The following is a 12,489-nucleotide window of genomic DNA, read 5'->3' on the forward strand; positions in this document are numbered from 1 at the left end:
GTTTCCAGCGCTCCGAGAAAGACTGTATCAGGCCATTCGGCAGGGCCACCCGGTCTTCATGTATGGCAATGCGAAGCGTCAAAGTTGAAGGGGCTCCCCGGCAGTGGGCGTTCCAGGCGCCAGCCTGGGCAGGAGAATGGACGCCAGGCCCTGGTTCAAGGCTACCTGCAACAGATCGACATCAAACTGTCCGTTTGCCTCGACAATGATGGGGCCATTGTCGGTAAACGCGATGTCCCATCCTACAGCTTTCAGCCCGGGCAGGCTCCTGTGTGCGCAGCGCACAAGATCAAGAGCGTCTTCCCAGTCTGGTAACCTGTGCCCGGATATCGATACACCTGTATCCGGGTGTTTATCGATTGGCACAATCTTTGGCCATCGTCCGGAAAGTGATGTCCAGGCCTGTCCGATCTGTCCGCTGTCAATGTCCATCGCCGCGACCAGGTTGCCGGAGCTTCCGTGAGCGAAGTTGTCGGTATTGTTCTGACCGGTGGGTAGCCGGGCGACAGCCAGCAGAATCTCTATGCCATTCTGATCGATGATGGTCACAATGCGCACGGTGCTTAATGCGACGGGAGATAGCGCTGCCTTGATGTCCTGATGGTTATCAATCCTGGATTGAACGATCCAACCCTTGCTATCCGGGTCTGTTTCTTCGTGCCTTCGCTTGCAGAATGCCAGCAGCTCCAACGGCTCGAAGTTGCTTCCCTCCACCTGCCATAAACCGTTTCCGATCCGACTGGCAGAGAAGGCGCCCTCTCCCCAGCTGCCATCGATCAGTTTGAAAAAGATGTTGTCCCCAGCATTGTCCAGTGCGTTCGAGAACTCCCCGGCTAAATCCTTTCCAGTGTTTGCGGCATCGATATCACGGGGGTCGAATGCATAGATGACGGGGATAGTTGTCAGCTGATGTTCAAGGCAGTGGCGGTAGAAGAGCAGTTTGTCGCGAACCAGTGCCCGGGCAGGCTCCGAGTTCACGTTCTTCAGCAGGGGCTTGAGTGAGTCATCGATCAGGTACTCGGGCCACTGGGTTCGCGATCGGGAACCGAGTTGGAACAGGGAGTGATAGCGCGGGCCAATGTCGTAGCACAACCTGGCGATCACTACACTCCAGGTGGCCGTTAACAGTCCACCCTTTTGGCCGCAGGCTGAGGCAATTGCGTGGTAGTAATCATGGGCGAGGCGACGCAATACCATTGGCTGTTCATCCTGCATCGGATATTGTCGGGAGTGTTGCTGTGGTTGTTATAACACTTGCGGGATTTATTTTTCTACAAACGGCGAGTCCAGACGCCAGCAGAAAGTTAATACATACAGCTCCTTACTTGCAGTTTTATCGTGACAAAAGCATGAAACTGCCACGGAATTTTGCAAACCTGCCGCATGGTTCACACGTTGTTTGAGACAGAGATGGATGAGTTGAACGTCAAACCCGGTCGCTACCGCCATTACAAAGGCAATGATTACATTGTCGAAGGCGTTGCCCGCCACTCGGAAACGGAAGAATTGCTGGTGGTTTACCGTCCCTGCTACGGCGAACGCGGCCTGTGGGTACGGCCGCTGGCGATGTTTGTGGAAACGGTGGAGGTCAATGGCATTGCAGTGCCGCGCTTCGCGCCCTGCGAGGCAGGGACCCCCGAATAGCGGCGCGACGCATTAAAGCGTCAGCCACTCAATCGCAATATGGGCTACAACGGGCAGGGCGATAATCTGCCCGGCGCCGAGGGCGGAGATCATCAGCCAGCTTTCGGTGGCGAAGGCCGTTGGCGGGGCGAGGAATTGCAGTTGCCGTACACGCTGTGCGATGGCTGCGGATTGAGTGTGGTGACCCGTTTCACCGGCCGGCGGTGTACAGGGCCGACTGGCGGCCAGCCGCTCCACCGCCGCAATGAGCTGGGCGCCGGTGCCGGCCTGCCGGGCCGCGGCCAGGTCACAGGCTTGTTCGGTGGCGAGTTGCAGGTCCTGCCACAGCATCCTTTTGACGCTCGCTGGCCACAGGGCGCTGGCCCACTGCAATAGCAGGGTACGCAGGTTGTCGCGCCTTTGCAGGTGGGCCCATTCGTGGAGCAATACCGCCTGTACCTGTTCCGGCGCCAGTGCCGCCATCAAGCCCCGGGTAACGAAGATTTGCGGCCGCAAATAACCGGCGCACCAGGCCCCGGCCTCGTCGCTGTCCACCAGCCGCCAGAAACGGCCCGGCTCCGACTTGGACAGCAGTTGCATCGCGTACAGGCGGCGACGGGCCCGTTGCTGGTTGCGCTGGATCAGCCCCAGGCCGACCGCCACCAGTGTGAGGGACAGCAGCATCAGGCTGGTCCCGGCGGGGGAAGCGAGCCCGAACTGCGGGGTGTGGGCGCCGCAGGTACTGCCGTGGCAGTGTCCGGGGATCAGGCCACCGGTCACCGCCGGCAATTGAAGCAGCAACACGCTGACCGTGGCGACCAGTGCCGGAGACAAGCCGTAGAGCCAGATCAGCAGGGCGCGCCCCTCGGCGCCGACCGCGGGGGAGGCGCGGCGGAACAGAGGATAGAACAGTGCTGCCAGCAGCGAGGCGAGGGCCACCAGAATCACCGCGGCGACCAGGTTCTCCAGCAGGTAGATGAGCAGGTCAGTCATCGCGCGAGGTATTGAGATAGTCCATAAAGCCGGACACCATCGGCGCGACATCGCCACCGGCGATGTCCTGGCTAATGTCGTGCAGCAGGGAACTGATCAGGTCCTGACGTTGGAGCAGGGGGCGGTAAAGGTAGGCGCGGGCCTGCTTCTGCCGTGCCACCAGTGATTTGCGACACAGGCGCTCCAGCGTGCTCTGGATGGTGCTGAGGGCCAGAGTTGGCGCCGTCATGCGCTCCAACACCTGCTGGGCCGACAGCATCGCAGCTTCGGCGCCCTCCGACTTGCTCTCGGCATGCCACAGGGCATGCATCACCGCCAGTTCGCGCTCGCCGAGAACGGGCGTGCGCGAGTTTCTGGATCGACCCGCGAGCCAGTGCAGCGGATGCGTGAGTGGGTTTGTGGGTCGCGTCATGGCCAGCTAACTGAAAACCGATCTGTTATCGAAGTTTAGGCGATCTGACAGGATTGTACGCAAAATCCCAGGGACCGGGTCGGCAGACGCCCGAATACATGAATGAAGATACCCCGTTTTGCCCCGTTTGCGTCGATTTTTTTGTACCTGCTGGCTGTTCCGGCGCTGGCCCACGAAGTGCCGGACGCCGCCCGCGAACGGCTGCGCGATGGCAACTGGCTGGACTACCTGTGGACTGGCGCCGAGCACATGCTCACCGGCTACGACCACCTGCTGTTCCTGCTGGGGGTGGTGTTCTTCCTGCATCGCTTCGGCGACATTCTCAAATTCATCACTGCATTTACCCTCGGCCACACCCTGGTGTTGCTGGGCGCGACCTTTGCCGGTCTCCAGGTCACGCCCTATTACGTGGACGCCTTTATCGCCGTGACGGTGATGTACAAGGGTTTCGAAAACCTCGATGGCTTCCGCCGCTGCCTGGGCATTGCCGCGCCCAACCTGCTGCTGATGGTCTTCCTGTTCGGCCTGATTCACGGCCTGGGCCTTGCTACCCAGTTCCAGACCCTTGCCGACCGCGGCGATGCCGGCCTGGTGGGCAAGATTCTCTGGTTCAACCTCGGGGTTGAACTGGGCCAGGTTGCGGCCTTGTGCCTGATGATCGTGGTGATCAGCGCCTGGCGCAAAACCGTGGTATGGGTGCCACTGAGCCGGGCCGTGAACGGCCTGCTCATCATTGCCGGGTTCCTGCTGTTGCTGTACCAGCTGCACGGGCTGGTTCACGAGCAGGAAGACCACCATGGCGCAGCATCCGCCGCAGAAGTACAGCGCGAGGCCGGGGAGGGCTGGCACAGCCACGATGGAGGTCCCGCGCACAGGCACTGAGCGCCGGCGTCATCGATTCGCAGAACTGCAGGAGACAGGCATGATCAACTTTCAATTGCGCGCCCTGGCCGCTGCCGTGTCGCTGGCACCGGCCCAGATGGCACTGGCGGGTGAGACCGAGCCCGCACAGGCGGCTTTGCCGATGTCGGAAATTGTGGTCAAGGGGCAGATTCTCGACCGGGCCAACACCGCCTTTTCCGCCTCGTCCTTTGATGCCGACACCCTGCGGGAGCAGAAAATCTCCCAGCCCGAGCAGATCTTCGACCAGGTGCCGGGCATGAGCATCCGCGACTATGGCCTGGGCGGGGTGGCCAACAGCTTCACCATTCGCGGCTTCGGTGACGGCGGACACGGGGGTGACCTCGGCGTGGTGATCGACGGTGTCCCTCTCAACGAGGCCATGTCGCACGCTGACGGCTACGTGGACCTGAATGTGATCGTGCCGCTGGAAGTGAGCGACATGACAGTGTTCAAGGGGCCGGTCTCGTCCTTGTACGGCAATTACAATCGCGGTGGCCTCGTCAAGATCGACACCCGCAAAGGCGGCCAGTACACCAACCTGGATCTCAGCGGCGGGTCGGATGGTCTGGTCGATGTGCAGGGCGCCCTGGGCCTTGAACCCGGCGAGAATCAGGAACTGAACCTGGCCCTGCAGCACTACCAGAGCGACGGTTACCGCCCCCAGTCGGACGGCCGCCGCGATACCCTGTCCGGGCGCTGGGGTGTCGGCCTGGGTGAGCGCACCCGGGTGGCCCTGTCCGGGCGCTGGCACGACGCCGACAACGACAGCGCCTCTTACCTCACTGAAGCGGACTATCGACGCAATCCCTACGGTATCAATGCCAATGTGCAGAACGACGGTGCGGAAAAGACCTTTGCCACCCTGCGCGGCGATGTCAGTCACCAGCTCAGCCCCTCCCTGCAGTTGCTCGGCTTCCTGTACGGTACCGAGCAGGACTTCACCCGCTGGTTCACGCGCCCGGTGGGCGGCGGCCAGTGGCGCCAGCGCGAGGAGGCCTACGACCGCGAGGTCAGCGGCGCGGGTTTGAGCCTCAGCGGGCAGCACACGCCGGTGGGTGTTCCCCTGTTGTGGATCGCCGGACTGGAGACCTACCGCGAGGCGACGGATTACCTCTACAGCGACGGCCTCGATCACCGTCGCCCGGTGGCGCCACCCATCAATGACCGGCGCACGGAGCTCGACAGTGTGTCTGCCTTCGGCGAACTGCGGGCGGACTGGCATCCCCTGCTTCAGCCCTCTTTGGGCCTGCGCTACGACCGCTTTGACGGCGACTGCGCGCCGCTGGGGCCGGAAACCGGTGACAACCCCTGCAGCGAGCTCAACGATCTGGACAATGTCAGTCCCAAGCTCGGCCTGCGCTCGCGCTGGGCCAGCGGGCTGGAATTCCGCGCCAGCTGGTCGGAGGGCTTCGCACTGCCGCCGGGCTGGGTCAAGTACCAGCCGGAGGCCAGCAACCTGGACCCGCTCACCTTCGGACAGCTTGAGGCCGGTATCAACTGGGCACCCAGCGAGACCTTCGAACTGGACCTGGCGCTGTTCCAGGTGGACTCCGATGGCGAGGTGCGCACCCTGGATACCGGGGTGTACGAAAACTACGGCGAAACCGAGCGCCGTGGGCTGGAGCTGTCAGTCGCCTGGCAGCCTGTACCCCAGGTGTCACTCAGCGCCATTTATGGCAGCACCGACACCGAGGTGGTGAAGAACGCTGACCCCAATCTGGAAGGCAAGGAGGTGGGCGGGGTGTCCGACTACTCGGCAACAGTGCAGGCGGGCTGGCTGTTCCTGCCCGAGTGGCGCGTGAACCTGATCTGGCGGGCGGTGGGGGGCTACGCTCTGAACGCCGACAACAGCGCCTATGCCGACAGCTACGATGTGATGGATATCGAGCTCGACTGGCGCTTGCGCCCCGGATGGAATCTTTATGCCCGGGTCGACAACCTGGCGGACGAAGAGTACGCGCCGACCCGCTTCATGTTCGGCGGCGAGAACCTGTTCGCTACCGGCGCACCACGTCAGGTGCGCCTCGGTGTACAGATCAGCCTTTAAACGAGGAGTGAATCATGATGCAAAGCAAGGCAATCTCAAGACTGGCCGGCGGTTTCGCCCTGGCCCTGGCTAGCACGCTGGCGGGCGCGCACACGGTTTGGCTGGAGCCACTGGTGGGCACGGTGGGCGGCTACGAGATGAAGTACGGCGGCCACGGGGGCGAACTGGAGACCTACGACAGCGGCAAGATCGTCTCCATCGATGTCTATGACGCCGGCGGCGGGTCGCTGGACTACGAACGCACGGATGTCGCCGGCGGCGGCAATACGCAGTTGCTCTTACCGAAGAATGCGGCGCTGGTGGCCATCCACTTCGACAACGGTATCTGGACCCGCGATCCGATGGGGCGCAGCGTCAACAAACCGCTGAGCGCCGTACCGGGAGCGACGGCGGCCACCAATGCGCTGAAGTACCACAAGACGGTGCTGCAGTGGTCTCCCCTGGTCACCCGTGAACTGGGTCAGCGTTTTGAAGTGCTGCCGCTCAGCGACAGCCAGCCCCGCGCCGGGCAACCCATGCAGGTGAAGGTGCTGCTGGACGGCAAACCCCTCAGTGGCGTCAAGCTGGGGCGGGGTGAAGAGGGCGATGCCGGCGAAACCGGTGCCGATGGTATCGCCACCTTTGTGCCTGAGGCCGGGTTCAATGGCCTCTGGGCCGGCAAGCGCTTTGCGGTGGATGATCCGGAGTTCACCGAGCTTAGCTACGAATACCTGTTTGGTTTCGAGGCGCTCTGATGCGAGACCGTCGGCGGCCCCTGTTGAGCCGTTACTCTGTGCCGCTGGTGTTCTTGCTGCTGGTCCAGTGGCAGCCGGCAGCCTGGGGCCACGGCATGCATCTGCAGGCCGGCACTGCGAAAACAGAAGTCGGCTGGGTTATAAAAGGGCAGTTGAGCTACTCCGACGACAGCGCGGCTGCGGGCAATTATATTCAGGTGGAAAACCTGAGCCGGCCGGACTTTCCCGCCCTGGCCCTGCAGACGCGCGAAGACGGCAGCTTCCAGCTGCCCGGCTTGCCGGGCGACCGCTACCGGGTCAGTGCCCATGGGGATGAAGGTCATACCACTGAAACCGAGTTTGTCTTCGCGCCGCCAGTGGCCGAAGGTGGGCAGCATGATGATGGCTGGCCGGTTTACGTGATTCTCGCCCTGCTTCTGTTGGCTTCCCTGCTGCCGGCCTACTGGCTGCGCGAGCGCCCCGGGCGGCCTGAATAGGCCCTGAGTTTAATCCTGGCTGCTGGCGAAGTCCCGCAGGGCCTGGCCGGTCAGCCGGTAGCCCACCCATTCGCTCTGGGGGCGCGCGCCAAAGGACTCGTAGAAGTCGATGGCGCTCTGGTTCCAGTCCAGCACATTCCACTCGAAGCGACGGCAATCTGACTGCACGGCTATCTGTGCCAGGTGTTTGAGCAGGGCCTTGCCGGCGCCGCTGCCGCGGTATTCCGGCGAGACGTAGAGATCTTCCAGGAACAGGCCGTGTTTACCCGTCCAGGTGGAGTAGTTAAAAAAATAGAGGGCGAAGCCCGCGGGCTCACTGTCGATCTCACAGATCACCGACCACACTTTCGGGTTGTCGCTGAACAGGGCCTGATGGAAGTCCTGTTCACTGGCTTTGGCCTCTTCCAGCGCCTTTTCGTACTCAGCCAGTTCGCGGACAAAGTGGCGGATCAACCCGACATCCTGCGGAGTGGCTGGGCGGATGTTGATACGGGTCATAGTGCGATCCTCAGGCCTGGTAGAGCGTCCAGGCACCGATGACGATAAAGCCGATGCCCGCGATATAGGACAGCACCCGCTCACTGATGTAGGCGGAAAGCATGCTGCCCGCGAGTACGCCGATACCGGAGGCGACAATCAAGGCGGCGGAAGCGGCCAGGAAGACCGTCCACTTGCTCACATCTTTATCCGCGGCAAACAGCATGGTGGCGAGCTGGGTCTTGTCGCCGAGTTCAGCGATAAACACCGCGGCAAAGATGGTAAGGAAAATCTTCAGGTCCATGGTGGGGGTTCTACCGTTGCAAGTGTTGGTATGGATGCGGCATTTTAATGGGCGTGCAGAAAATCATCAGCATGATATTACCGAAATCAGGGCTGGCCCTCGTCATCCCAGTACTTGCGCATTTCCAGGTAGAGGAAGGACGCAGTCCAGGTGATCAGCACCAGTCCGGTGAGGGACTCGATACCGGAGAGATAGCGGATCATGCCTCGGGGTACGATATCCCCAAAGCCCAGTGTGGTGTAAACAGTGAAGGAGTAGTAGACGTAGTCCATCAGCTTGCCCGAGCCCAGGCCATCCAGGCCGCCCCAGTCCAGGTGGGTAACGGTGAGATAGTAGGCGCCGGCAAAGATCCATATCTCGATAGCGTGGGCCACCAGTGCCCCGATCACCCCCGCCACGATACGAAAGCGCGGCGGCAGCGGAATACGCGGCAGGTAGAGGGAGGCCTGGTGGAGATATTCGTAATGCAGGGCCACCACGAGGATCACCACCAGGCTATTGATCGCAAAGGCCAGAAACATGGCTTCTCCTTGCTTGGTGCTGCAGGCACTTTACCGTGATCACGAGGGATTTACCCGCGCCGGGCTGCGTGGGACTCGCTGCCGCGCCGTGCTAACCTGCGCCAACTGCGTGCCCGGGAGCGCCTGCCATGAAGCGTGCGGATGTCATCATCGTCGGAGCCGGCATCATCGGCCTGTCCACCGCCTGGCAGCTCGCCAGGCGCAGTAAATTGCGCATTCTGGTGCTGGAAAAGGGCGCCGGCACCGGTGAGGGCTCCACCGGTGCCTCTTCAGCGGTCTGTCGCACCCGCTATTCCCTCGACAACATGATCCAACTGGCCCGGGACGGTATTGCCGCCTATCGCCACTGGCCCGATTTCACCGGTTTGAGCGCGCCTCGCGCAGCATTTGCCGAAGACGGCGTGCTGTGGATGCCCGGGGCCGACAGGGACTGGGCCGAGCGCGAGCACCGGCGCATGCAGGGCGCCGGGGTTGCCACCGAGGTCTTCGGTGACGATGAATTGCAGCGGCGTTACCCGGCCTTCAGTGCCTGCACTATCGCGCCGGATACCGAAACCGGTGAGGCGCACAGCTGCCGCGGCGGTGGCCGCTATTTGCTGGAAACCGAGGGCGGCTACATGGACCCGGTAGCCTGCGCCGACGACCTGCTGGAGGCCTGCCGCGGGGCGGGGGTAGACGTGCGCTTCGGGGCGGAGGTTGCCGCGGTATCCCAGGCCGGTGGGGCTGTGACCGGGCTAACACTGGCCGGTGGCGAGCAGGTTGCAGCACCGGTGGTGATCAACGCCGCCGGCCCCTGGTGCAACCGTCTGATTGCGGCCGCCGGCCTGGCCCTGCCCTGGCACCTGCGTCCCACCCGTATCCAGGTGCTCTACCTGGACCGGCCGGCGGAAGTCACCGGCCCCATCCCCGTCACCGTCGATATGGCCGCGGGCATTTACTTCCGCTGCCAGAACCGGGGCCAGCAACTGGTGGTGGGCTCCGTTCTGGAGTCCGATGAGCGCGAGCAGGTCGACGATCCGGACGCATTCAACCGCAGCGCCGACGACGCATTCACCCACGCCAAATTGCACGCCCTGCACCATCGCCTGCCGGCCCTGCCCTATCGCGGGCCGATCCGCGGCTACTGTGGCCTGTACACCGTGAACGAAGAGGACGTACACCCGCTGGTGGGAGAGAGCGAGCTGAAGGGCTTCTACCTCGCCAACGGCTTCAGCGGCCACGGCTTCAAGCTGGCCCCGGCCATCGGCGCCATGCTGGCGCGGCAGATCAGCGGCGAGCGCTGCGTTGAGTTCGATACCGCGGTGGCCCCGGATCTGTTTCGCGTGGACCGGCAGCCGATAGCGATCGCGTCCAAATCAGTGCTCGCCTGAGGCGGTCCGCTACAGCACGGTTTTCGCCGAACCCGCAGCTAGTCCTCGACGATCTCATGTCGCACCCGCACGGCCACGCTGCGCGGGAGGACCGTGCGCCCCCGCGCCAGCAGGTGCGCCCGGATAAACGCGGCGCCAAACAGCAGAATCAGCGAGGAGTAGTTCACCCAAAGCAGCAGTAGCACCAGGGAACCCGCGGCGCCATAGGCAGAGGCGGTCGCGGTATAGGAGAGGTAGAGCGCAATCAGCGAGCGGCCCACGGCGAACAGCACGGCGGTGAGCACCGACCCGACCGCGACATCCCGCCAGCCCAGCTTCACATCCGGCAGCACCTTGAAAATCGTGGCGAACAACAGCGACACCACCAGCAGTGACAGCAGCAGGTCGAGGGCGCCGAAGGCCACGTCATACCAGGGCAGCCAGCCCTGTACATGCTGCAGCACTACCCTGAGTGCCACACTGAGCGACAGCGAAACCAGCATTACAAAACCCACCGCGAGCACAATGGTCAGCGAGGTCAGGCGCTTGCGCAGCAGCAGGAAGATACTGCTGCGCGACGGCTTGGGAATCACGCCCCAGATGGCGTTGAGCGAGTGCTGCATTTGCCCGAACACCGTGGTCGCGCCGATCAGCATCGCCAGGATGCCACCCAGGGTCGGCAGCAGGCCGCCCTCCTTGAAGGAGGAGCTGGCGACGGCGTTCTGCACCACTTCGGCGGCCTCGGCCCCGATCGTCTCCTGCAGCTGCACCGCAATCTGCCCCTCGGCGGCTTCCTGGCCGTAGAACACGCCGATCACGCTGACGATCACGATCATCACCGGGGCGATGGAAAAAAGGGTAAAGAAAGCCAGCGAACCGGCATTGGCGAAGGCGTTGCTTTTGAGCCAGAAGTCCGCGGCCTGCTTGAAAATATTGAGCCAGTACTTGATGCGATCGATGAGCCTGTAGTGCATTGCATCCTCCCGTGATGCAATGGATTGTACGGCATAGCGGTGTCTGGATTGTTGAATTGCACCGAATATTGAGCCAGTTCAGCCAGATAATTGTATGATGTTCTGACCCGCCTTGATTACGAAAAATGTATACGTCAAAGGCAGCTAGCGAACCGAAGGCGGTAAACTTTTCTGTGCAAATGCGGGGTCAATTTTGGATACAAATCAACAGTCCGCATCCCCACTGGCTTAATATTCAGTGCAATTCAACATTCAACGGCCTGCTAGTGACGTCATGGCGCTTCTTCTGTTGCAAAGTAGAGGGATCGGCAAGCGAATTCTTATATGTACCAGATGCTGGACCTTCGGAAGTGCTGCCAGGTGGCGGCCTGAAATTACCTAACGATCATGTGTTCCGGCATTTCAGACCAATTAATCGGTGGCGGTGGTCACCGACCGCTAGGCAAACAGCCACCCGACATTAACGTGTCACTTATCTAGTTTCCAGCAGTAACCCAAAGGCTCAAGATTATATGCATACTCTACATCTCCCATGTAGAACTCTCCGGAACTGTCTCGCGAGATAACGCCGAGTATTTTTACATACCTGCCGCTGCATTGCTCAATCACACTTCCATCATCTGTAGGATCTTCTATAGATATTGATGAAGCGTCATCGCGTATATCTGCCGCAAGCTTGTTTGGATACAAGGAGAGGGTGGCGCCAAAGTCCAAATATCCACGAACAATAACCTGATCATGCAGAAAATCCGCAGGAGATACAATCAGAGAATAAATTGAGATTTCACCTCTAATATCCGACGTGCCGGAACGCGAATCTCCTGATTGATCCTCGCTTGCAATTGCAAAGGATCCCAAAAGTAATGCGAGCAAAAGAAAAGGTCCTGGAAGAGCCCAGTGAGATAGTATCTTAATCATATTTAGCGCCATACAGTACCTTATCAATTAGCCTTCCTATCTCGTTAATAGATGACTGGTGTGACAGGCCATCAAAAACCCAAGTTTGCGTTCTAGCCCCCGAGATGATTACAGGTGCGCCGATTGTTTCTGACAATTCTTGCCAGCGGATAGAACGGCGTCCGGTTATATAACCATCCTTCACATTTCCTGGAATGAAAATTACAACCGCTGATGCATCTGTGATTGGCCGCCTAGATCCTGTAAGCGTTGTAGTATCGTATTCAAAGCCGTAAGCCGCTCGGTGTTGAATTGCACCGGATATTGAGCCAGTTCAGCCAGATAATTGCATAATGTTCTGACCCGCCTTGATTACGAAAAATGTATACGTCAAAGGCAGCTAGCGAACCGAAGGCGGTAAACTTTTCCGTGCAAATGCGGGGTCAATTTTGGATACAAATCAACAAGCAGTTGGCCGCGAGAGTTAATGGTGTATTTCATGCCTCTGAACATAGCTATTTTCTCCCAGCGAGAATAAGTGGAAAAACAGCTTATTTACAGAGTGTGTTGCGGGGTGTGTAAGCATGCTGAGCGGGATATTTAAATAATTCCCTTATAAGTCAACATGTTGCGTAAAATAGATGGTGCCCGGAGACAGAATCGAACCGGCCGGCGTTCCGGGGTCGACACATGTGTCGGCCCACAAAAAAGCCCCGTCATGTGGACGAGGATGGATGCCCATCCCCCGTTTATGGGGTAGAGCCGAGCAGTGCCGGGGC

Annotated in this window: 14 protein-coding genes; 6 read left to right on the forward strand and 8 right to left on the reverse strand. The window is 60.7% G+C overall.

Annotation, left to right across the window (positions count from 1 at the left end; translation table 11 throughout):
- Positions 1-78: 78 nt before the first annotated feature.
- Positions 79-1,197 (reverse strand): sugar-transfer associated ATP-grasp domain-containing protein, encoded by a 1,119-nt coding sequence (locus tag FVW59_RS08590; RefSeq protein WP_187275822.1) that lies wholly within the window; start codon positions 1,195-1,197, stop codon positions 79-81.
- A 213-nt stretch (positions 1,198-1,410) separates the two neighbouring features.
- Between FVW59_RS08590 and FVW59_RS08595 the strand changes: the two genes are divergently transcribed.
- Positions 1,411-1,644, forward strand: a complete 234-nt coding sequence (locus FVW59_RS08595) for a DUF1653 domain-containing protein (protein ID WP_222711453.1) — start codon at positions 1,411-1,413, stop codon at positions 1,642-1,644.
- A 12-nt stretch (positions 1,645-1,656) separates the two neighbouring features.
- Here the strand turns inward: FVW59_RS08595 and FVW59_RS08600 are convergent, their stop codons facing one another.
- Both FVW59_RS08600 and FVW59_RS08605 read right to left on the reverse strand, forming a co-directional pair.
- The gene (locus tag FVW59_RS08600) at positions 1,657-2,616 is read right to left on the reverse strand and encodes a M56 family metallopeptidase (RefSeq protein ID WP_187275823.1); all 960 of its coding nucleotides are present in this window, start codon (positions 2,614-2,616) and stop codon (positions 1,657-1,659) included.
- Positions 2,609-3,028, reverse strand: a complete 420-nt coding sequence (locus FVW59_RS08605) for a BlaI/MecI/CopY family transcriptional regulator (RefSeq protein ID WP_148063840.1) — start codon at positions 3,026-3,028, stop codon at positions 2,609-2,611. Before FVW59_RS08605 ends, FVW59_RS08600 begins: the two co-directional genes overlap by 8 nt.
- A 102-nt stretch (positions 3,029-3,130) precedes the next feature.
- Between FVW59_RS08605 and FVW59_RS08610 the strand changes: the two genes are divergently transcribed.
- Genes FVW59_RS08610 through FVW59_RS08625 form a run of 4 tightly spaced genes read left to right on the forward strand, consistent with a single transcriptional unit; the run spans position 3,131 to position 7,188 of the window.
- Positions 3,131-3,910, forward strand: coding sequence for a HupE/UreJ family protein (locus tag FVW59_RS08610; protein WP_148063841.1), 780 nt, complete (start codon positions 3,131-3,133; stop codon positions 3,908-3,910).
- 40 nt (positions 3,911-3,950) lie between these two features.
- The gene (locus FVW59_RS08615) at positions 3,951-5,978 is read left to right on the forward strand and encodes a TonB-dependent receptor (RefSeq protein ID WP_222711454.1); all 2,028 of its coding nucleotides are present in this window, start codon (positions 3,951-3,953) and stop codon (positions 5,976-5,978) included.
- 14 nt (positions 5,979-5,992) lie between these two features.
- Positions 5,993-6,712 carry a DUF4198 domain-containing protein gene (locus FVW59_RS08620; RefSeq protein WP_148063842.1) on the forward strand — a complete coding sequence of 240 codons (720 nt, stop codon included), beginning with the start codon at positions 5,993-5,995 and terminating at the stop codon, positions 6,710-6,712.
- Positions 6,712-7,188 (forward strand): carboxypeptidase regulatory-like domain-containing protein, encoded by a 477-nt coding sequence (locus FVW59_RS08625; RefSeq protein WP_148063843.1) that lies wholly within the window; start codon positions 6,712-6,714, stop codon positions 7,186-7,188. The genes FVW59_RS08620 and FVW59_RS08625 overlap by 1 nt, the downstream gene beginning before the upstream one ends.
- Before the next feature lie 9 nt (positions 7,189-7,197).
- Here FVW59_RS08625 and FVW59_RS08630 read toward each other — a convergent pair whose 3' ends face one another.
- The 3 genes from FVW59_RS08630 to FVW59_RS08640 form a co-directional block, all read right to left on the reverse strand.
- Complete coding sequence (locus tag FVW59_RS08630; protein ID WP_148063844.1) at positions 7,198-7,686, reverse strand: GNAT family N-acetyltransferase; 489 nt, start codon at positions 7,684-7,686, stop codon at positions 7,198-7,200.
- A gap of 10 nt (positions 7,687-7,696) precedes the next feature.
- Positions 7,697-7,969, reverse strand: a complete 273-nt coding sequence (locus tag FVW59_RS08635) for a TMEM165/GDT1 family protein (protein ID WP_148063845.1) — start codon at positions 7,967-7,969, stop codon at positions 7,697-7,699.
- Positions 7,970-8,055: 86 nt separating this feature from the next.
- Entirely contained in the window at positions 8,056-8,490 is a 435-nt protein-coding gene (locus FVW59_RS08640) for a potassium channel family protein (protein ID WP_148063846.1), read from the reverse strand.
- A gap of 128 nt (positions 8,491-8,618) precedes the next feature.
- On the opposite strand from FVW59_RS08640, the gene FVW59_RS08645 reads away from it, so the two are divergent.
- Positions 8,619-9,860, forward strand: coding sequence for an NAD(P)/FAD-dependent oxidoreductase (locus FVW59_RS08645; protein WP_148063847.1), 1,242 nt, complete (start codon positions 8,619-8,621; stop codon positions 9,858-9,860).
- 38 nt (positions 9,861-9,898) lie between these two features.
- On the opposite strand, the gene FVW59_RS08650 is transcribed toward FVW59_RS08645, so the two are convergent.
- Together FVW59_RS08650 and FVW59_RS08655 are read right to left on the reverse strand one after the other, a co-directional pair.
- Positions 9,899-10,813 (reverse strand): YihY/virulence factor BrkB family protein, encoded by a 915-nt coding sequence (locus tag FVW59_RS08650; RefSeq protein ID WP_148063848.1) that lies wholly within the window; start codon positions 10,811-10,813, stop codon positions 9,899-9,901.
- Positions 10,814-11,281: 468 nt separating this feature from the next.
- Complete coding sequence (locus FVW59_RS08655; protein WP_148063849.1) at positions 11,282-11,731, reverse strand: hypothetical protein; 450 nt, start codon at positions 11,729-11,731, stop codon at positions 11,282-11,284.
- Between the last annotated feature and the right edge of the window lie 758 nt (positions 11,732-12,489).

It is taken from the genome of Parahaliea aestuarii (assembly GCF_008064635.1).
In the GTDB taxonomy this organism is placed as follows: domain Bacteria; phylum Pseudomonadota; class Gammaproteobacteria; order Pseudomonadales; family Halieaceae; genus Parahaliea; species Parahaliea aestuarii.

Coding starts and splice junctions, on each gene's coding strand:
- FVW59_RS08590 (WP_187275822.1), bottom strand. CDS start 1,197: ATGGTATTGCGTCGCCTCGCCCATGATTACTACCACGCAATTGCCTCA.
- FVW59_RS08595 (WP_222711453.1), top strand. CDS start 1,411: ATGGATGAGTTGAACGTCAAACCCGGTCGCTACCGCCATTACAAAGGC.
- FVW59_RS08600 (WP_187275823.1), bottom strand. CDS start 2,616: ATGACTGACCTGCTCATCTACCTGCTGGAGAACCTGGTCGCCGCGGTG.
- FVW59_RS08605 (WP_148063840.1), bottom strand. CDS start 3,028: ATGACGCGACCCACAAACCCACTCACGCATCCGCTGCACTGGCTCGCG.
- FVW59_RS08610 (WP_148063841.1), top strand. CDS start 3,131: ATGAAGATACCCCGTTTTGCCCCGTTTGCGTCGATTTTTTTGTACCTG.
- FVW59_RS08615 (WP_222711454.1), top strand. CDS start 3,951: ATGATCAACTTTCAATTGCGCGCCCTGGCCGCTGCCGTGTCGCTGGCA.
- FVW59_RS08620 (WP_148063842.1), top strand. CDS start 5,993: ATGATGCAAAGCAAGGCAATCTCAAGACTGGCCGGCGGTTTCGCCCTG.
- FVW59_RS08625 (WP_148063843.1), top strand. CDS start 6,712: ATGCGAGACCGTCGGCGGCCCCTGTTGAGCCGTTACTCTGTGCCGCTG.
- FVW59_RS08630 (WP_148063844.1), bottom strand. CDS start 7,686: ATGACCCGTATCAACATCCGCCCAGCCACTCCGCAGGATGTCGGGTTG.
- FVW59_RS08635 (WP_148063845.1), bottom strand. CDS start 7,969: ATGGACCTGAAGATTTTCCTTACCATCTTTGCCGCGGTGTTTATCGCT.
- FVW59_RS08640 (WP_148063846.1), bottom strand. CDS start 8,490: ATGTTTCTGGCCTTTGCGATCAATAGCCTGGTGGTGATCCTCGTGGTG.
- FVW59_RS08645 (WP_148063847.1), top strand. CDS start 8,619: ATGAAGCGTGCGGATGTCATCATCGTCGGAGCCGGCATCATCGGCCTG.
- FVW59_RS08650 (WP_148063848.1), bottom strand. CDS start 10,813: ATGCACTACAGGCTCATCGATCGCATCAAGTACTGGCTCAATATTTTC.
- FVW59_RS08655 (WP_148063849.1), bottom strand. CDS start 11,731: ATGATTAAGATACTATCTCACTGGGCTCTTCCAGGACCTTTTCTTTTG.